The sequence below is a fragment of the Sneathiella sp. D3-11 genome, assembly GCF_055809395.1.
The window spans coordinates 59,410-75,621 of record NZ_CM147911.1 but is presented as its reverse complement, the minus strand read 5'-3'; the positions used below and the strand labels follow the sequence as shown (position 1 = coordinate 75,621).

Below are 16,212 nucleotides of genomic sequence, written 5' to 3'. Positions count from 1 at the left end.
GGAGTGGGGTTAATTGCCCTCATATCGCATTTCCTGAATTTCGCTCAAAGCCTGATTTTCCGGGACAAGTATTGTGTAATAGACTAACCGCCAAAACCCTTCCTGAAATATCTTCATATAGTAGGTTTTACCCTCGACAATTTCCAATTCGAATGCTTGGTCCACATTAAATAGTTCGGTCCGAAATTGATGAGGACCCGGCTCTACTTGAAGCGCAATATAACCGCCGGTGTGAAGTTCTCCAACTTGTTCCCCGTCAATAAGAAAAGGCGTCGTCCCTCCGGTTCCTTTAAATTGATGGCTAACCCGATAAACGTATACGAGACCTTTTCCCGGCTCCGGTTTTAGCACCGCATTATGCTCGGAAAATTTAGGACCGGTCGCCGTGCAACTAACAAGAAATAGAAAAGCAAAAACGGAGATAAGAAAACGCATGAGGCCTCCTAATAACTAAAGCCGTATTACGATAAACATTTGGATGGAATTTATTTCCCCTGATACCGGGTTGCTTGGAGTTGAGGAAGGGCCTCGTTTTCAGGAATATTTCTGATTAAAAATGTGCCGGTCCACATACCGGGGTCATAATCAAGCCGCAAATAATAGGTTTTTCCCGCCTCCATAGACAAATATACAGCTTTATCAATTCGGCTGGTTTCCGTTAGCAATTCATGTGGTCCGGGATCCGTTTCATAGGAAATGTATCCGCCGACATTCACAGCGCCGACGTTCTTCCCGTTATCCAGAAAATCTGCCGTTACGGTCGCGGCTATAAAGGTGTCAACCCGATAGACATATACGAGCGCTTTTCCCGGCGCAGGCGCCTGTTTACTATGGCTCTCTGTAAAGAGTGGACCGCTTGCGGAAGTACAACCAACAAGAATAAGAAAAGAGATGAGGGAAAGAATGATACGCATGGAGACACCTGAAAATATTATTACTGGTATTATTTCCTACCCTGCAGCAGGGAAATTCACAATAATAAATTGAGAATTTTCTCCGACTCATTCATCCTTAAAGAGCGGAAGGGAGGCGATTTTCTTACCCGACGGTATTTCCCGCTTCTTGATCCAGTCGGCGATATCGCGCCAGACAAGGGGCCCTTGTAAATCGCGCATCAGCATATGCCATCCCTCCTCGTAGAGGACAATATCGCTTTCCGGCGGAAGTTCCGCGGCGATCTTCTCAATCGGTTCTTTCGGGATAAGCTGGTCATTTTCCCCATATAGCAGCAGCGTCGGCAGTTTGATGTTTTTCGCATCGTCATAGGCGGCATCCATGATACCAACAAGGCCGTACACGCTGTCGATCCGGGTTTCCTTGATAAAGAGCGGATCCGCCGAAAGATTACGCAGCATGGAGATATTGTCAGATGCCTGAATGCCCATGCCCTGACCGGTCATTTTGACATCCGGGAAGGTATGCGCCGCCGTCCAGAGAACCGCCTGATAAAAGGGGTTGAGTGCCTGCCAGCCCCAAACGGCCGGGGCCGAAAGGATGACGCCATCAACCTTCGGAAACCCTTCTGACGTTACCGCTGTGATCAGGACAGCACCGCCCATACTCTCTCCCAGCAGATAGATCGGCTTGCCAGGGTATTTCGCGCGGACCTCCGTTACCATCGTGGCGAGATCCTGAATCATCAACTCCTGTCCCGGCCAAATGCCGAAATTTGGCCCCAAACCAAAGCCGCGCTGATCATAGGCGATGGTTGTCAGCCCCTCCCCGATCCACCAACTGCCCGGATACGCATAGGTATTGCTGTAGTCATTGAAACCATGCACGGCGATAATAACGGCGACGGGCTCCTCTGCTGCCCAGATTTTGACGGGTAGCTTTTCACCATCCGGGGTTTGCAGATAATGATCGGTGAGTTCGGCCTTCATTGTTGAGGGGCCGACCTGCTGTACCACCGGGGAGCAGGAGGTGAGCAAAAATCCCAGAAATAGATAAACCGCTGTTTTGCGAAATACCGCCGTGATTAACTGCATTCAACCAATTCCTGAACTTGTTGTTTTAAATAGGGAATAACGTCTTTCTCATACCAGTCATTTTTCTTCATCCAGCCCTGCACCCGCCAGCTGGGATGCGGCAGCGGCAGAATAGACGGCGCGTATTCCCTAAATCCGGCGACTGTTTCTGTCAGTGTTTTCTTACGCGTCGATGACAGATAGTATTTATGCGCATATTGCCCGACCGCCAATGTCAGTCGCACATTTTTAAGTTCCGGTATTAATTTCGGATGCCAGGTTTTGGCGCATTCGGCGCGTGGGGGCGCATCTCCGCCGCCTTTTTGCTTGCCGGGATAACAGAAACCCTGCGGCACAATGGCAAAATTCTTTGGATTGTAGAAAGTTTCCTTATCGACCCCCAGCCAATCGCGCAAGCGATCACCGGATGGGTCGTCCCAGGGAATGCCGCTCTCGTGAACTTTCGTACCCGGCGCCTGCCCCGCAATCAGGATTGGTGCATCGGCGTCTGCGATAAGAACCGGTCGCGGTCCGAGCGGTAAATGAGCTTCGCAAATCCGGCAGGCACGAATTTCGGTGAGGAGAATTGCCAGCGGATTAGATGTTTCCGTCATCAGGCGTTCACCCTTCCGCCGCTAGGTTCTGGCCTGCATCAAAGCGTTGAGTTTAGCGACTTGTTCAGCGTTGGGTCGATGCAGAACAATACCATCCGGCACCGATTTTCCCCAATCCTGTTCTATTTTTTTATTATTTTGGAACCTGTTACAACGCAAATCTCATGATTTAGCTTAAATATTTCTTCATCCTCTTCCTGAACGTAGCGGGCGGGACTTGCGAGGCCGATTGTCTGGCCCCGCATCGCCAGCCAGCTTGCGGCTTGCGTCCCTTGAAGGATGAGAAAAGGATCATTCACCTTTGAAATTACCATCGCGCTTATCGAAAAATGCCGAAATGGCTTCGTCATGGTCTTTGGTGTAATGGGCCAATGCCTGAAGGGCGGCGGACATTTCCAGAAGACTGTCGAGGCGCATATGCTCTCCTTCGCGCATCAGCTTTTTCGCCATGCGAAGAGAATGCGGCGGGTTGACGGCGATCCGTTTTGCAAGGTCTTTCGCCGCTGTCATCAGGTCTGCATCATCGACAATACTGGAAAGAAGGCCCCAGTCGAGCGCGGTTTTTGCGTCGATCATTTCGCCAGTGAAGGTCATTTCCGCAGCGCGACTGCGCCCGATAACCCGAGGCAGGAACCACGCCCCACCGTCCCCTGGGATAATACCGAGGCGGACAAAGCTCTCAGCGAACCGGGCTGAACTTGCGGCAATGCGGATATCGCACATGCAGGCAAGATCGAAACCGGCACCAACAGCCGCACCATTTACGGCGGCGATTGTCGGCACTTCCAGATTGTAGAAAGACAACGGAATTTTCTGGATGCCCTGCCGATACCCTTCCCGAATTTGGGCGGGAGAGCCGGCAAACAGCCCTTCCTTGTCGCGCATATGCTTGACATTACCACCGGCGGAGAAGGCTTTCCCCGCCCCGGTCAGGATCACGCAGCGTACGCTGTTGTCTTTGTTGATACGGTCCGCCGCATTCAGGAATGCGTCGAAGATTTTATCATCGGAGAGGGCATTGCGCTCCTCTGGCCGATTGATCGTGAGGGTTACAATGCCCTCATCTTGTTCGTATATTAAAGGTTCAGTCATGGGGGATAAGCTACTCAATCACTCGCGAAATGGAAAGCGGGAATCACGAGTTGCGACTATTATCCTGCGGTCCGCCCGTAGAAAGTCTTCTGCGCTTCCTTCGAGAGTGCGATCCCCGGCTCCGTATTATAGGCAAGAACAGCCAGCATACGGGTTCTTGTTCCTTCATTCGGGGTCACCCTGTGCATAGCATTCCGACCGCGAAACATGACAAGTGCCCCGGCGTCCAGTGAAAGACGCCTTACCTGCGTCCGCCCATCCAGAACATCGGCAACGCCATCAAAATTCATTTCCCCGGCGTCAGCGTCCCGAAGGGCGGTGACATACTCAAATTCCCCGCCGCTTGTGGCAGGCTGTACCATCAAGGTGATCGCGAAGGAGGAGTTATCGAAATGCCAGCCCAGTTCCTGCCCTGTTTCCGCATAATGCAAATTGACCGAGGAGAGCGGATCGGCGTAGTTATATAGCCTATCCTCCCCGAGTATATCGCAAAGAAACTCCCTGAATTCCGGCGCGTCATATAACGTGCGCAAGGGCGAGTCTCCTGGCAACAGATCATCGGTAATGCAGCCCTTGGACGAGATGACCATGCGATTGCGCGTATGATCAACGGCGAAAGCCGGATCAACCGCGCTAAGATAGACGGTATGCTCCTCCCGGCTCGCATAGACTTTATCGCGATTGGCCTCGCCTTCTGCATGCATTGTCTCAGTCGCTGCTTTTGTCGCGAATTCCGGCAGAACCAGAACCCCCTCTTCATTCAGCTTGTTGCGGCAGTTTGCGCGAAACGCAGGATCATTTATGGGATGCTGGCCAAAATTTATAATCTCGTTCAGATTCATCCTTCTCTCCTTTATAGACCCAATGAAACTCGCCTATTATCGGGATTTTGACCTTAGCATTATCCAAATGCATGTCATCGGAAAACTTGACATTAAACCTGATTGGGAGGATCGTTGACGCCAACTAGGGGTTCAACCTCAAAAACAAAAAAACAATTAAGGAACCCAATGTCAGCGCCCTCAACCCCCGCAGATTCAACTTTTTCCTATAAGGGTATATTCCTTTTCTGTACGGCCATTTTCTTTTTTGCGGTCATGGATACGACCGTCAAATATGCGAACGAGACCTATCCGCCGATTCAGGTTGTCTGGGCGCGCTATTTCTTTCACACTGTCCTGATGACGGTGATTTTGCTGCCAAAACACGGGATTCAGCTGATAAAGACCAAACGGCTTAAAATGCAGCTTATTCGGTCCATCTTCCTGCTGCTTGCCACAATTTGCTTTTTCACAGCGGTAAAATATGTACCGCTCGCCGATGCGGCGGCATTGGGGGCGACGGCGCCGCTCTTCGTGATTATCTTTTCAGTTATCCTCCTGAAAGAGAAAGTCAACGCCCGACGTTGGGCGGCAGTGATCATCGGCTTTGGCGGGGCGATGATCGTTCTCCGGCCCGGCATGCTTGAAGTGCATCCGGCGCTTTTCCTGGTAATCGGAACATCGATCTTCTACGCGCTCTATCAAATTGCCACGCGGTTTCTCTCCGGGATAGACAGTTCGGCGACCACCATTACCTATTCTGCCCTGATTGGCACCATCGGTATGAGTATCGTCGTTCCTTTCTTTTGGGTTATGCCGGATTTGAAGGGGTGGCTCATTCTGGGTGTAATTGGATTTATTGGCGGATTCAGCCATTTCATCATCATCAAGGCGTTTGACTATACGGAAGCCTCGACCGTTGCGCCGTTCCAGTATACGCAGCTTATCTGGCTGGCCATCTTCGGTTATTTAGTCTTTGGAAACTTCCCCGACAATTTCACGATACTCGGCGCGGCCATCATCGTCGCCAGCGGGCTTTACATTCTCTATCGGGAGCGTCAAGTAAAAACCGGGGCCTAGGTATGGTCCAGTTTCTTGGATGGGGAAATTGAGACGAGTAGTCCCGCCGCTGTGATCAGGAGCATCCCGCACATAGTCAATATGTCCGGCGTCTCGGCAAAGAAGACAAAGCCCCAGATGGCAGCGGAAACGAGATAGGCATAGTCGAATGTTGCAATAGTTGATGGCGGCGCAATCTGATAAGCCCGGGCGACGCCGATAAAGAAGGCCGCGGAGAGAACTCCGAGGAGAAGCATCAAGCCCCACTCTTCCGCGCCCATTGGCATCCAGTCGCCGAACAGGAACGGAAACTGAGCGCTTGTATCTGCGCCGAGATCGAGCAGAAAAAGCACTCCGGTCGCGAGCAATCCCGTGATCAGAAATGATCCATGCAGGGCAATTGCCAACATAACCGGCGTTTCATCGCGGCATTTGCTTCGGGTCAGGATCATTGCCAGGGAATAAAAGACGGCGGCTATCAAGGGAAGCAGGGTGAACCAGGAGAAGGCGTCGGTACCGGGCCGCAAAATGGCGATCACACCCAGAAACCCGAGCATCACGCCACCCCATTGTCGTTTTGATACCGGCTCTCCTATCAGGATCGCAGAAAGCAAGGTGGTTATGATTGGGTTGGTATATACTGCGACCGCCGCCACGGAGAGGCTCAGCACGGGAAGCGACGCGTAAAAGGCAAGCCATGTCAGCACCAGAAACAAACTGCGGATTAAGGTCCATTTCGGGGTTTGAAAGGTAAGACGCGCGCGACTTGCGCGGATGAAAAGCAGCAAAACAGGAATGGCAAAAAGCGAACGCGCGAAGAACAGTTGCCATATTGTCAGATCCGCGCTGACGCGCTTTACTAAAGCATCCGCGAAAGCCATCAGCAGGACGGACAGCAAGATGATGATAATCCCCTGGCCCGTTTGGTCCGGCTTCACCGCGTCCCGCATATCTTTCTCACGGCGCGATAAGCGGAACTTTCAGCAGCATCCCGAATTCCTCGGCGAAATTGACCGAGATACGGGCGTGGACTTTGCCCTGCCGATCATAGAAACGCCCCTCGTTACCGATGGGAAAGACGCCTTCATGCCAGATATTGGGATGGATATAGAGGCCTTTCGTGCCATCGCAATAAAAGGAGACGAAATCCTCCGGCTGCACGTCATCGCCCGGGAGCGCGAGCGGCACCATGAACGGTGTCCCGTCCAGCGAATAGAAAAGCTGTCCGCCGTCGGGATGGTAATTCGCATGCCAAAGCAGCACCTGATCCTGCTCCCGCGTGGCGACTTTGCTGTTCGCCTCTTCCGGATCGCGGGACCAGCCGAGGACATAGGTATCCTCGACAGCGTTATTGCGGCCCCAAAGCACATCCCCTTCCCACCAGAACTCGAAAATACCTTCTGCCGTGCCGCCCTGATTGCCTGTTCCCTCATCGACTTTACGGGTGCCGGAGGTTGGCCAGGTGACAATCTCGATCGGGAAATTCTCGTAATTCTCAACAAGACAGCCGTAGCCTTCCAATGTTTCGTCCGAGGCAACGATGACAGGCACATCAAGAACGGGAAGCTCAGGCGGAATCTCCGGGTTCAAAAAATCTGGAGATTGAGCGGTGGCGGATGTCAACATGGGTGCATTCCCTTATTATTATCGCAATTTTGAAGCAGCTTACTATAACTGCGGCGCCTTCTGCCAATATTCTTTCCCGAAATAAGGCTATGCGATCCCAGCCCGATCGACAATCGCATGTAGCAGGACATTGCATCCGGCGGCGAGATCTTCGGGCGTTGCCTCCTCCGCCTCGTTATGGCTGATGCCGTTTTCGCAGGGCACGAAGATCATGGCTGTCGGCGCCACGCGGGAGATATAGCAGGCGTCGTGTCCGGCGCCGGAAATGATATCCATATGGGAGAAGTCGGCCTTCTCCGCCCCTGAACGGACAGCCTTCACACAGTCTTCGTCAAAGACAACGGGCGGGGAATACCAAATTTCCTCAAAACTCATCTCAAGGCCGCCGTCGGTGGCGGTTTTTGTTGCGAAGGCCCGCAGCTCCGCATCCATTTTGCTTAAAATCTCGTCCTTGGGGTGGCGGAAATCAATGGTGAAGAAGACTTCGCCGGGGATCGTGTTGCGCGAATTCGGGCGCGACTCAATCATGCCGACCGTCGCGCAGGCGAAAGGCTGGTTATCAAGGCCGATGCGGTTCACCTCGGTGATGATTTTCGATGCGGCAACGAGGGCATCTTTCCGCCGCGCCATCGGGGTCGGTCCGGCGTGGGCCTCCTGTCCGGTGATAGTTACTTCATACCAGCGTTGACCTTGCGCGCCCATAACAACGCCGATTGTCTTTTTCTCATGCTCCAATATTGGGCCCTGTTCGATATGCGCCTCAAAAAAAGCCTTGATCTCGCGACCACCAACCTCCTCCGTCCCGGCATAGCCGATGCGCTGCAACTCCTCCCCCATGGTCTTACCGTCGGCATCCGCGCGGGAGAGGCCATAGTCGAGATCGAACGCGCCCGCGAACACACCGGAGGCAACCATCGCCGGGGCAAAGCGCGAGCCTTCCTCATTGGTCCAGACGGCGACTTCCACCGGATGCACTGTTTGCACATCAAAATCATTGAGCGTACGGAGGACTTCCAGCCCCGCGAGGACGCCGTAAACCCCGTCATATTTCCCGCCCGTCGGCTGGGTATCGAGATGTGATCCCATCATCACCGGCGGCAAATCATCGCGCGATCCGGCGCGACGGGCAAAGATATTGCCCATCTTGTCCACCTTTATGGTGCAACCAACCTCGCTGCACCATAATGAGAACAGGTCCCGCCCCTCTTTGTCGAGATCGGTCAGCGCCAGACGGCAACAGCCCCCCTTCTCCGTCGCGCCGATCTTCGCCATCTCCATCAGGCTGTCCCACAGGCGGTCACTTTTGACAGTCATATTCTGCATGAATTTTATCCCTCCGCACGGCCCCGTTTAAATGGGATGATTACAGGCGCGGACGAAGTTGTCTAGCCTTTCCTGACCCATGTCTGCTAAAAGACCGGCATTGAAAACCGCAATAATCTGGAGCCTCGAAAGAGCCGTGACGCCATGTGAAGTTGTTGAAATATAGATCGAGCGTTTTAATGCCGCAGATACCTCCGGGCTCGCCGCCCTCTATGCGGAAGAGGCCGTCAATCATCAGGTGACACAGGACCCGGTGGAGGCGCGCGCCGCCATCAAGGCGATGTTCGAGCGCGAATTCGCCGCCGCCGATATGCACTGCATCCCCGAGGTCATCCATGAGGCGGGTGACGTCGCCATATTGGAGTGGCGCGATCCGCTGGGCCTGCGCGGCTGCGGCTTCTTCACGGTAAAAGACGGCCTGATCCAATTCCAGCGCGGCTACTGGGATAAGCTCAGCTTTTTAAAAATACATAACCTGCCGATTGAATGAACTAACCCGCTACCTCATCAGATACTGTCTCATTTTTCGGTCCGTTGAGCCAACGACGCGCACTTGGAATCATAATGATTATGGCGGCTAACAATTGAAGCAAATAACCGCCGCCTATTGCAGTCAGGGTCATGCCGGATATTTGTGAATAATTTTCATCGGAATAATTGAATATTCCCAAAAGAACAAAAGCCGTTGCCATAAGAAAAAAGTTTCGCGCCGCAGAGCTTTTATATGTTCCTATTGTCAGCATGATTAAAAGGATGAAACCAATATGCACGCCATAGCTTGAATAAAGCATTGGTAACTCTGAAGGCGAAGGAAACTGTGATGCCACGTTGCCAAATGTCGTGCCCATGGTCGTGTCGACGGTCGTAATGACTTCCATCAACTGGGCACGGGATAAAAGTGGAACAGCGATTTGGCAGAGAATTACCAATATAAGGAGAATGCCAAATATTTGCACAGGGAGTGGGCCAGAAAACAGTTTAAACGTTCTATTGGTGTAGGGGAGGTTCCGGAGTGTCATGAAACCGACAGCAAACATTAACGCGGCTATTGCCAGCATATAGATTATTTGTTCTGGAAAACGCGTGTCACTGAATCCAAGAAATTTAAGAATATCAACCACAAACATATTCGCAATTGCCAGAAAAGCGACTGTAATCCAGATGGAATGGATGATCGCAAGAAAGGCAGCAGCGACGCGTTCCTTGATCGTAAATTGGTCTGCGAAACAGGAAATAAAAACTGCGATTGGAGGAAGAAACATCAAGAAGCCGCTGACAGCATTTCCTATCCGCAAGCTAATCTCTGTAACCGTGAAAAGAGACAATATAAAAGTCAGCAAGTAGGATATCAAAGAGATGCAGACGACCGAAAGAACGACGGCAGCGACAAACCGGCCCAAAAATTGAATTACGTTTCTCATAAATACCACGCATAAATAGAAGTAGTGTTTTTTAATACTGTAAATACGATGGTATTATTTGTAAACTCTCTAACTCCCCGAGAATTCTTCCTGCAAAATCTCCAGCTCCAGCCAGCGGGTTTCTGCGTCGTCCTTGTCGGATTGAGCCTTCGATAGCGCGGCGGCCTTTTGGTTGAAGAGGTCGGGGGTTTTGGCGAAGAGGTCGGGGTTGGCGAGTTCCTTCTCCAGCGACTTGATGGCCTTTTCCAACTCCTCAATGACGCCGGGCAGGCGCTCATAATCGCGTTGATCCTTGTAAGTCAGCTTTTTGCGCGGGCCGGAAGATTTTTGTGCTGTCTCTTTTGCCTTAGCGACTTTCGTGGGCGCCTTTTCCGCGTCCTTTTTCATCCGCATATAATCGCTGTAGCCACCGACATATTCCGCCGCGCGTCCGCCCTCCTCGATCACGATGGTGGAGGTGACCAGCTGATCGAGAAATTCACGATCATGGCTGACGACAATCAATGTGCCGTCATAGCTTGAAAGCATATCCTGCAGCAGATCGAGGGTTTCCATATCAAGATCGTTGGTCGGCTCGTCGAGCACAAGAAGATTGCTCTCCTTTGCCAGCAGTTTTGCGAGCAGCAGGCGGTTTTTCTCTCCGCCGGAAAGGGCACTCACCGGGCTTTTCGCTTGTCTATCCTCGAACAAAAAATCGCGCAGGTAAGCCACCACATGGCGAACCTCGCCGCGCACAAGAAGCTGGCCGCTGCCCGGGTCGGCGAGAGTATCCCAAAGGCTCATGTCGGGATCCAGCGCTGTCTCGCCGTTGATCAAATATCGCGGGCGTGAGATTGGTGCCAAGCTTAACTTCCCCCGTGGTGGGCGCAAGTTCCCCCATCAGGATTTTAAGAAGTGTCGTTTTCCCGGCGCCATTCGGGCCAATGATGCCAACCCGGTCACCGCGCATAATGCGCGTGGAGAATTTCTTGAGTACCTCATGCGTTCCACCGTCCGCATCTTCATAGGCCATGGAAATATCGGTGGCCTCGACGACAACCTTGCCGCTTTTTGCACCGGTCTTGACGGAAAGCTTGGCGGAACCTACCGGCGCCTGCCGTTCTGCACGTTCGGCTCGGAGGCGATGAAGTGCCCGAATGCGGCCCTCATTCCGGGCACGCCGTGCGGTGATGCCTTTGCGCGACCAGTCGGTTTCCTCGGCGATTTTCTTGTCTAGTTTTTTGGCTTCCACTTCCTCCCGACGGAGGATTTCTTCCGACCAGTCATCGAATGCCGAAAATCCTTTGCCATGAGTGCGAAGCTTGCCGCGATCAAGCCAGAAAAGCCGGTTGGTGAGATTCTTCAGGAACTGCCGGTCATGGCTGATGATCATCAGCGCGCCCTTGAAGGATTTAAGCTCCTCTTCCAGCCAGAGGATCGTTTTGATATCGAGATGGTTGGTCGGCTCATCGAGGAGCAAGACATCCGGATCGGAAACCAGCGCCTCCGCGAGCGATACCCGCCGGGCTTCCCCGCCCGACAGCGTTTCAAGCTGCCGTACGCCGTCGATTCCAACACCATCCAGCACTTGATCGACGAGATAGCCAAGATCATCCAACTCCCCGCCCGTTGGCAGGCCGGATTGCACCTGCTCAAACACCGTGCGGCCGGGCGTAATGATGGGCTGCTGCCGCAAGTAACTCACTTTCACGCCGCTCTGCTGGAACCGCTCCCCGCCATCAAGGTCAATATCCCCCGCGAGCGCCTTTAAGAGCGTTGACTTGCCCGAGCCGTTGCGGCCCATCAGGGCCACGCGCATCCCCGGTTCAATCCCGAGCGAGATATCGTTAAACAGGTCGCCGCCGCCAAACGTGACGCGGGCGTTTTGCAGGGCCAGAATAGGTGCCGCCATGGAATTTTCGCCAAATAGGATAAGAGTTCAGCGGCCTTTTAACACTGAATATACAGGCGGGCAATTTTATACCGTAAATTCCTCATTCCAATAAACAGATGTCTGGCAGGGCGACGCGTTCACCTCCGCAAGGAACTATGTCGGCCCGGCCTGTATTTCATCCTTCTTTCCATCTCGATTCTCTCCTCAATCGAAGAGCCGATTTGAAAGCCATCCAACCCAATATCTATCAGGGCACGAGAATCCAGGACCCTAAGTTCATGGTGCTTGGCGCGATTTTGGATCGAGCGGGCGAATGCCGAAAGCAGAGAATTAAACAACCGCCGGCTCCAGGAGCTTGGCTGAACAGTCCGTTCAGGCTGCTGCGCCTGAAGGCTTGGGTCGAGATCGCGTTGCAACTGTAACAAGTTCATGGAATCCTCCATCGGTTCTCTGTTTGACTGGCCGTCGACAGAATTTAAATGAGAATATTTAAACTATGTTTGCCTGAGACCATTACGCATCAGGGCAGTTTCGACTTGATTATACATAGATAATATGCACTGTTAGAGGCTTCAACAAACGAGAAGATATCCATTTATATGTTAGTTTATCTCATGCATACAATATGACCCGGCCCCTCCCGCCTCTGAACTCACTTCGGGCCTTTGAGGTCGCCGCACGCCATCTCAGCTTCACCAAGGCAGCGGAAGAGTTGAACGTTACACCCAGTGCGGTCAGTCATCAGGTCAAGGCGCTTGAAGAAATCCTCAATGTCCCTCTGTTCCATCGCCTGACCCGCGCCCTTCGCCTCACCGTTGCGGGACAGGCTGCCCTGCCAACACTCATTCAGGGGTTTGACAAGCTGGCCCAAGGGGTTGAGCAATTGCGCGCCCATTGTGAAAGTGGCGTGCTCACCATCAGCGTCAGCCCGTCATTTGGTGCCATGTGGTTGATGCCCCGGCTTGAACGATTCCGCAGTCGGCATCCGGATATTGAAATCCGCATCGATGGCACGGACCGTCTGGTTGACCTCGCGCGGGATAGTGCCGATGTTGCCATCCGGTTTGGTCCATGGCGGTTACAGCGGCGTGCGCGTCGATCATTTGCTGACCCCGGTGAACACGCCGGTTTGCAGCCCAGCTCTTTTAAAGGGAGAGCATCCCTTGCGGAAGCCTGATCATCTCCGCCACCACACACTGCTGCATATTGATTGGAGTGATGCGGAAGCAAGCTGGCGCATGTGGCTGCTGGCGGCGGGATTACATGATATAGAGCCGACCCGCGGGCCGCATTTTAATATGGAGAATATGGCGGTGCAGGCCGCGCTTGACGGTCAGGGCGTCGCATTGGTTGCCGATGTTCTGGTTGCCGACGACGTCGCAGCCGGTCGTCTTGTGCATCCCTTCGATCCGGGGCTCAGCACGCCGTTCAAATTCTGCTACTATCTGCTGAGCGCAAAAGAAAGCGCTGAGCAGCCAAAGATCGCGGCTTTTCGCAACTGGCTACTAGCAGAGACGCGCTCTGCGGAGACGGGTGACAACAGTTAGGCCCTAATCTGCTGTCCCGCTCCGCATTTTCCAGTGATGTCTCGCGCATTTATTTCACATGCCGGACGACGTTAAAGCCTTCCTCCGGCATTGGTGGGATAAACAGGCGGGTAAAGGTATCAAACTCCGCTTCGCTGGTCTTGAAGGGATGGTTGCCCGCCTCATTCCGCGCCCGAAGACGGGATTTGCAGATCGTATTCGGGATATCGAGATAATGCATCTCATGCGGCACGCCCGCTTCCTCGAAAAGTTCTTTACCCCAGCGGCGGCTGTTGGGTGTGTTTGCCGGAAAATCGAGCACAACTGAGAAGCCTGACATCAACAGTTCAACGATATGTTTTTTCAACGCATATCTCAGTCGGAGAGAAGAACGGATATAATCGCTGAGATCATTAACCTCGTCAGGATAAAGCTCCGACAGTAATGTATCTTCCGAAAAAAGGATGGTGCCCGGCCGTTCGGCAAGCTTGGCGGCGAGCGTTGACTTCCCCGCGCCTATCTTGCCGACAAGCAGGTAGAGAACCGGATCGGTCGGTCGATTGTCCGGCTCCTTGTTGGGCGGCGTATTTTCTTCTTGGGATTCTTGTAACATTTCTTCGTCTCCTGATTTAGGGGGCCTTCGGAGACGGGTGCATTAAAAAACCGCCTCAGAGGGCGGTTGGATCGTAGCCGTTAGGGCATACAGATTTCCGCCATTCGGGGAATGGTGATAATCTTCGCCACAATAATGTTCATGCAGTATGCCATGCGCGTATTTAAACGGCAGTTTGGGGCCGTTTGTCAAGTATCTTGCGTGAAAAAGCCTCGGGGCCCGAAAATTCCTTTTCTTTTTTAGAACGACTCTATACAAGACCAAATTCGTCTGTTATACATTGCGCTTGAAAACAGACTAATTTGGTACGATATAGATAATATCATGATCAAGCTAAGCAAAATGACCGATTATGGCGTGGTCATCATGTCCGAAATGGCGCGCCTGCCGGACCGGACAATGACGGCGCCGGATGTGTCGCTGCATACGGGACTTCCCGTACCGACGGCGGCAAAAATACTGCGTATCCTCGCGAAAAGCCCATTCCTGAATTCGCAGCGCGGCGCTCATGGCGGTTATAGCCTCACGCGGAAGCCTGCGGATATCTCCATTGCCGAGATTGTCCGCGCGATGGAAGGGCCGGTTGCGGTCACCTCCTGCGTTGATGATAGCGTGGATGACTGCTCGGTGCAGTCCTGCTGCCCCATGCGCGGCGGTTGGGAGAAGATCAACCGGGCGCTCAACACCGCGCTCGAGGAAGTGACGCTCGCTGATATGTGTCACGATACCAAGAATGTAATTACGAACCGGAGGCCGGGTGCGCTTGAGGCCCCCTCCTCCCTCGTTCAAGCGGAGTAAAGAATGGTTGTCGCCCGAGAAACCGTCGAACAGGTTGCCTCTGTTTCTGACAAGTATAAATATGGCTTCATCAGCGATATCGAAGCGGATACCGCCCCGATTGGCCTGAGTGAAGATATCGTCCGCTTTATCTCCGCCAAAAAGGAAGAGCCCGAATGGTTGCTTGAATGGCGGCTGAAGGCCTATCGCCACTGGCTGACGATGGTTGAGCCAGACTGGGCCCAGGTGCATTATCCGAAAATCGATTTTCAGGATATCTATTACTATTCCGCACCGAAAACCAAGGACAAGCCGAAAAGCCTTGATGAAGTCGACCCGGAACTCCTTGAAGTCTACAAAAAACTCGGCATCCCCTTGAAAGAGCAGGAAGTGCTCGCGGGGGTGGAGGGCGCGCATAATGTCGCCGTTGATGCGGTGTTTGATAGTGTGTCCGTCGCCACCACCTTCAAGGCGCGGCTGGAGAAGGAAGGCGTTATCTTTTGCCCGATATCAGAGGCTGTGCGCGATCATCCGGAGCTTGTGCAGAAGTATATCGGCTCCGTTGTGCCCTATACGGACAACTACTATGCAGCCCTGAACTCTGCGGTCTTCACCGACGGGTCATTTTGCTACATCCCGAAGGGCGTGCGCTGTCCGATGGAACTGTCGACCTATTTCCGGATCAATGCCGCCCAGACAGGGCAATTCGAACGGACACTGATCATCGCTGATGATGAGAGCTATGTAAGCTATCTTGAGGGTTGCACGGCCCCAATGCGTGACGAAAACCAGCTTCATGCGGCAGTAGTTGAACTTGTCATCATGAAGGATGCCGAGATCAAATACTCCACGGTGCAGAATTGGTATCCGGGCGATGAAAATGGCGTCGGTGGTATTTACAACTTCGTCACCAAGCGGGCCGCCTGCCGCGGGGAGAATGCAAAAGTCTCCTGGACGCAGGTCGAGACTGGCTCGGCGATTACTTGGAAATACCCTTCCTGTATCCTGCAGGGTGATAATTCGGTCGGGGAATTTTACTCCATCGCCATCACTAATAATATGCAGCAGGCCGATACCGGCACCAAGATGATCCATCTGGGAAAGAACACGTCGAGCACGATCATTTCCAAGGGGATCTCGGCTGGCAAGGCGCAGAATACCTATCGCGGCCTCGTCCGCATGGGCCGCAAAGCCGAGAATGCCCGCAACCACACGGTTTGCGACAGCCTTCTTATCGGCGATAAATGCGGCGCCCATACGGTCCCCTATATCGAGAACCAGAGCCGCACCGCGACAATCGAGCATGAAGCCACCACCTCCAAGGTGAGTGAAGAGCAGCTCTTTTACTGTCAGCAGCGCGGCCTTTCTGAAGAGGAAAGCATGGCGCTGATCGTCAATGGTTTCTGCAAGGAAGTGCTGCAGAAACTCCCCATGGAATTTGCGGTGGAAGCCCAGAAACTCGTCGGCATCAGCCTTGAAGGCAGCGTCGGCTAAGGAAAG

20 protein-coding genes are annotated in these 16,212 nt (G+C 53.1%); 7 read left to right on the top strand and 13 right to left on the bottom strand.

Going from position 1 to position 16,212, the window contains the following annotated elements:
* Window positions 1–9: 9 nt before the first annotated feature.
* The 6 genes from AC0L73_RS00420 to AC0L73_RS00395 all read right to left on the bottom strand — a co-directional run bounded on the left by AC0L73_RS00420 (window position 10) and on the right by AC0L73_RS00395 (window position 4,515).
* Window positions 10–435 carry a DUF2846 domain-containing protein gene (locus AC0L73_RS00420; RefSeq protein WP_473654589.1) on the bottom strand — a complete coding sequence of 142 codons (426 nt, stop codon included), beginning with the start codon at window positions 433–435 and terminating at the stop codon, window positions 10–12.
* 50 nt (window positions 436–485) lie between these two features.
* Entirely contained in the window at window positions 486–914 is a 429-nt protein-coding gene (locus AC0L73_RS00415) for a DUF2846 domain-containing protein (RefSeq protein ID WP_473654588.1), read from the bottom strand.
* Window positions 915–1,001: 87 nt separating this feature from the next.
* Window positions 1,002–1,988, bottom strand: a complete 987-nt coding sequence (locus tag AC0L73_RS00410) for a lysophospholipase (protein ID WP_473654587.1) — start codon at window positions 1,986–1,988, stop codon at window positions 1,002–1,004.
* Window positions 1,979–2,584: a uracil-DNA glycosylase family protein gene (locus AC0L73_RS00405; protein WP_473655399.1), complete on the bottom strand. Its 606-nt coding sequence runs from the start codon at window positions 2,582–2,584 to the stop codon at window positions 1,979–1,981. Before AC0L73_RS00405 ends, AC0L73_RS00410 begins: the two co-directional genes overlap by 10 nt.
* 288 nt (window positions 2,585–2,872) lie before the next feature.
* Window positions 2,873–3,673 (bottom strand): crotonase/enoyl-CoA hydratase family protein, encoded by an 801-nt coding sequence (locus AC0L73_RS00400; protein ID WP_227951996.1) that lies wholly within the window; start codon window positions 3,671–3,673, stop codon window positions 2,873–2,875.
* 59 nt (window positions 3,674–3,732) lie between these two features.
* On the bottom strand, window positions 3,733–4,515 hold the full coding sequence (locus tag AC0L73_RS00395) for a HalD/BesD family halogenase (RefSeq protein WP_227951995.1): 783 nt from the start codon (window positions 4,513–4,515) through the stop codon (window positions 3,733–3,735).
* A gap of 168 nt (window positions 4,516–4,683) precedes the next feature.
* Between AC0L73_RS00395 and AC0L73_RS00390 the strand changes: the two genes are divergently transcribed.
* Window positions 4,684–5,574, top strand: a complete 891-nt coding sequence (locus tag AC0L73_RS00390; RefSeq protein ID WP_473654586.1) for a DMT family transporter — start codon at window positions 4,684–4,686, stop codon at window positions 5,572–5,574.
* Here the strand turns inward: AC0L73_RS00390 and AC0L73_RS00385 are convergent.
* The 3 genes from AC0L73_RS00385 to AC0L73_RS00375 form a co-directional block, all read right to left on the bottom strand.
* On the bottom strand, window positions 5,571–6,503 hold the full coding sequence (locus AC0L73_RS00385; protein ID WP_473654585.1) for a DMT family transporter: 933 nt from the start codon (window positions 6,501–6,503) through the stop codon (window positions 5,571–5,573). The genes AC0L73_RS00390 and AC0L73_RS00385 overlap by 4 nt on opposite strands.
* Window positions 6,504–6,510: 7 nt before the next feature.
* Window positions 6,511–7,179 (bottom strand): ureidoglycolate lyase, encoded by a 669-nt coding sequence (locus AC0L73_RS00380; protein ID WP_473654584.1) that lies wholly within the window; start codon window positions 7,177–7,179, stop codon window positions 6,511–6,513.
* 87 nt (window positions 7,180–7,266) lie between these two features.
* On the bottom strand, window positions 7,267–8,502 hold the full coding sequence (locus AC0L73_RS00375) for a Zn-dependent hydrolase (RefSeq protein WP_473654583.1): 1,236 nt from the start codon (window positions 8,500–8,502) through the stop codon (window positions 7,267–7,269).
* A gap of 166 nt (window positions 8,503–8,668) precedes the next feature.
* On the opposite strand from AC0L73_RS00375, the gene AC0L73_RS00370 reads away from it, so the two are divergent.
* Window positions 8,669–8,992: a nuclear transport factor 2 family protein gene (locus AC0L73_RS00370; RefSeq protein WP_473655398.1), complete on the top strand. Its 324-nt coding sequence runs from the start codon at window positions 8,669–8,671 to the stop codon at window positions 8,990–8,992.
* Window position 8,993: 1 nt separating this feature from the next.
* On the opposite strand, the gene AC0L73_RS00365 is transcribed toward AC0L73_RS00370, so the two are convergent.
* From AC0L73_RS00365 to AC0L73_RS00355, 3 genes are all read right to left on the bottom strand, one after another.
* Window positions 8,994–9,797, bottom strand: a complete 804-nt coding sequence (locus AC0L73_RS00365) for a hypothetical protein (protein WP_473654582.1) — start codon at window positions 9,795–9,797, stop codon at window positions 8,994–8,996.
* 195 nt (window positions 9,798–9,992) lie between these two features.
* Window positions 9,993–10,706 carry an ATP-binding cassette domain-containing protein gene (locus tag AC0L73_RS00360; RefSeq protein ID WP_473654581.1) on the bottom strand — a complete coding sequence of 238 codons (714 nt, stop codon included), beginning with the start codon at window positions 10,704–10,706 and terminating at the stop codon, window positions 9,993–9,995.
* Window positions 10,600–11,814 (bottom strand): ABC-F family ATP-binding cassette domain-containing protein, encoded by a 1,215-nt coding sequence (locus AC0L73_RS00355; protein ID WP_473654580.1) that lies wholly within the window; start codon window positions 11,812–11,814, stop codon window positions 10,600–10,602. The genes AC0L73_RS00360 and AC0L73_RS00355 overlap by 107 nt, the downstream gene beginning before the upstream one ends.
* A 137-nt stretch (window positions 11,815–11,951) precedes the next feature.
* Between AC0L73_RS00355 and AC0L73_RS00350 the strand changes: the two genes are divergently transcribed.
* The 3 genes from AC0L73_RS00350 to AC0L73_RS00340 all read left to right on the top strand — a co-directional run bounded on the left by AC0L73_RS00350 (window position 11,952) and on the right by AC0L73_RS00340 (window position 13,343).
* Window positions 11,952–12,218: a hypothetical protein gene (locus AC0L73_RS00350; protein ID WP_473654579.1), complete on the top strand. Its 267-nt coding sequence runs from the start codon at window positions 11,952–11,954 to the stop codon at window positions 12,216–12,218.
* 203 nt (window positions 12,219–12,421) lie between these two features.
* The gene (locus tag AC0L73_RS00345; protein ID WP_473654578.1) at window positions 12,422–12,973 is read left to right on the top strand and encodes a LysR family transcriptional regulator; all 552 of its coding nucleotides are present in this window, start codon (window positions 12,422–12,424) and stop codon (window positions 12,971–12,973) included.
* A complete protein-coding gene (locus AC0L73_RS00340; protein WP_473654577.1) occupies window positions 12,885–13,343 on the top strand; it encodes a LysR substrate-binding domain-containing protein in 459 nt (152 codons plus the stop codon). Before AC0L73_RS00345 ends, AC0L73_RS00340 begins: the two co-directional genes overlap by 89 nt.
* A 49-nt stretch (window positions 13,344–13,392) precedes the next feature.
* On the opposite strand, the gene AC0L73_RS00335 is transcribed toward AC0L73_RS00340, so the two are convergent.
* On the bottom strand, window positions 13,393–13,935 hold the full coding sequence (locus AC0L73_RS00335) for a P-loop nucleotide/nucleoside kinase family protein (RefSeq protein WP_473654576.1): 543 nt from the start codon (window positions 13,933–13,935) through the stop codon (window positions 13,393–13,395).
* Between the two features lie 324 nt (window positions 13,936–14,259).
* Here AC0L73_RS00335 and AC0L73_RS00330 point away from each other — a divergent pair, with 324 nt between their 5' ends.
* Window positions 14,260–14,733 (top strand): SUF system Fe-S cluster assembly regulator, encoded by a 474-nt coding sequence (locus AC0L73_RS00330; protein ID WP_227951985.1) that lies wholly within the window; start codon window positions 14,260–14,262, stop codon window positions 14,731–14,733.
* A gap of 3 nt (window positions 14,734–14,736) precedes the next feature.
* On the top strand, window positions 14,737–16,206 hold the full coding sequence (gene sufB, locus AC0L73_RS00325; protein WP_227951984.1) for a Fe-S cluster assembly protein SufB: 1,470 nt from the start codon (window positions 14,737–14,739) through the stop codon (window positions 16,204–16,206).
* Window positions 16,207–16,212 lie beyond the last annotated feature (6 nt).

Bases quoted from the DNA above. Each gene is read 5' to 3' on its own strand.
- AC0L73_RS00400 (WP_227951996.1), bottom strand. From the start codon at position 3,673: ATGACTGAACCTTTAATATACGAACAAGATGAGGGCATTGTAACCCTC.
- sufB (WP_227951984.1), top strand. From the start codon at position 14,737: ATGGTTGTCGCCCGAGAAACCGTCGAACAGGTTGCCTCTGTTTCTGAC.
- AC0L73_RS00385 (WP_473654585.1), bottom strand. From the start codon at position 6,503: ATGCGGGACGCGGTGAAGCCGGACCAAACGGGCCAGGGGATTATCATC.
- AC0L73_RS00355 (WP_473654580.1), bottom strand. From the start codon at position 11,814: ATGGCGGCACCTATTCTGGCCCTGCAAAACGCCCGCGTCACGTTTGGC.
- AC0L73_RS00390 (WP_473654586.1), top strand. From the start codon at position 4,684: ATGTCAGCGCCCTCAACCCCCGCAGATTCAACTTTTTCCTATAAGGGT.
- AC0L73_RS00330 (WP_227951985.1), top strand. From the start codon at position 14,260: ATGATCAAGCTAAGCAAAATGACCGATTATGGCGTGGTCATCATGTCC.
- AC0L73_RS00415 (WP_473654588.1), bottom strand. From the start codon at position 914: ATGCGTATCATTCTTTCCCTCATCTCTTTTCTTATTCTTGTTGGTTGT.
- AC0L73_RS00345 (WP_473654578.1), top strand. From the start codon at position 12,422: ATGACCCGGCCCCTCCCGCCTCTGAACTCACTTCGGGCCTTTGAGGTC.
- AC0L73_RS00350 (WP_473654579.1), top strand. From the start codon at position 11,952: ATGTCGGCCCGGCCTGTATTTCATCCTTCTTTCCATCTCGATTCTCTC.
- AC0L73_RS00360 (WP_473654581.1), bottom strand. From the start codon at position 10,706: ATGAGCCTTTGGGATACTCTCGCCGACCCGGGCAGCGGCCAGCTTCTT.
- AC0L73_RS00375 (WP_473654583.1), bottom strand. From the start codon at position 8,502: ATGCAGAATATGACTGTCAAAAGTGACCGCCTGTGGGACAGCCTGATG.
- AC0L73_RS00395 (WP_227951995.1), bottom strand. From the start codon at position 4,515: ATGAATCTGAACGAGATTATAAATTTTGGCCAGCATCCCATAAATGAT.
- AC0L73_RS00420 (WP_473654589.1), bottom strand. From the start codon at position 435: ATGCGTTTTCTTATCTCCGTTTTTGCTTTTCTATTTCTTGTTAGTTGC.
- AC0L73_RS00335 (WP_473654576.1), bottom strand. From the start codon at position 13,935: ATGTTACAAGAATCCCAAGAAGAAAATACGCCGCCCAACAAGGAGCCG.
- AC0L73_RS00410 (WP_473654587.1), bottom strand. From the start codon at position 1,988: ATGCAGTTAATCACGGCGGTATTTCGCAAAACAGCGGTTTATCTATTT.
- AC0L73_RS00380 (WP_473654584.1), bottom strand. From the start codon at position 7,179: ATGTTGACATCCGCCACCGCTCAATCTCCAGATTTTTTGAACCCGGAG.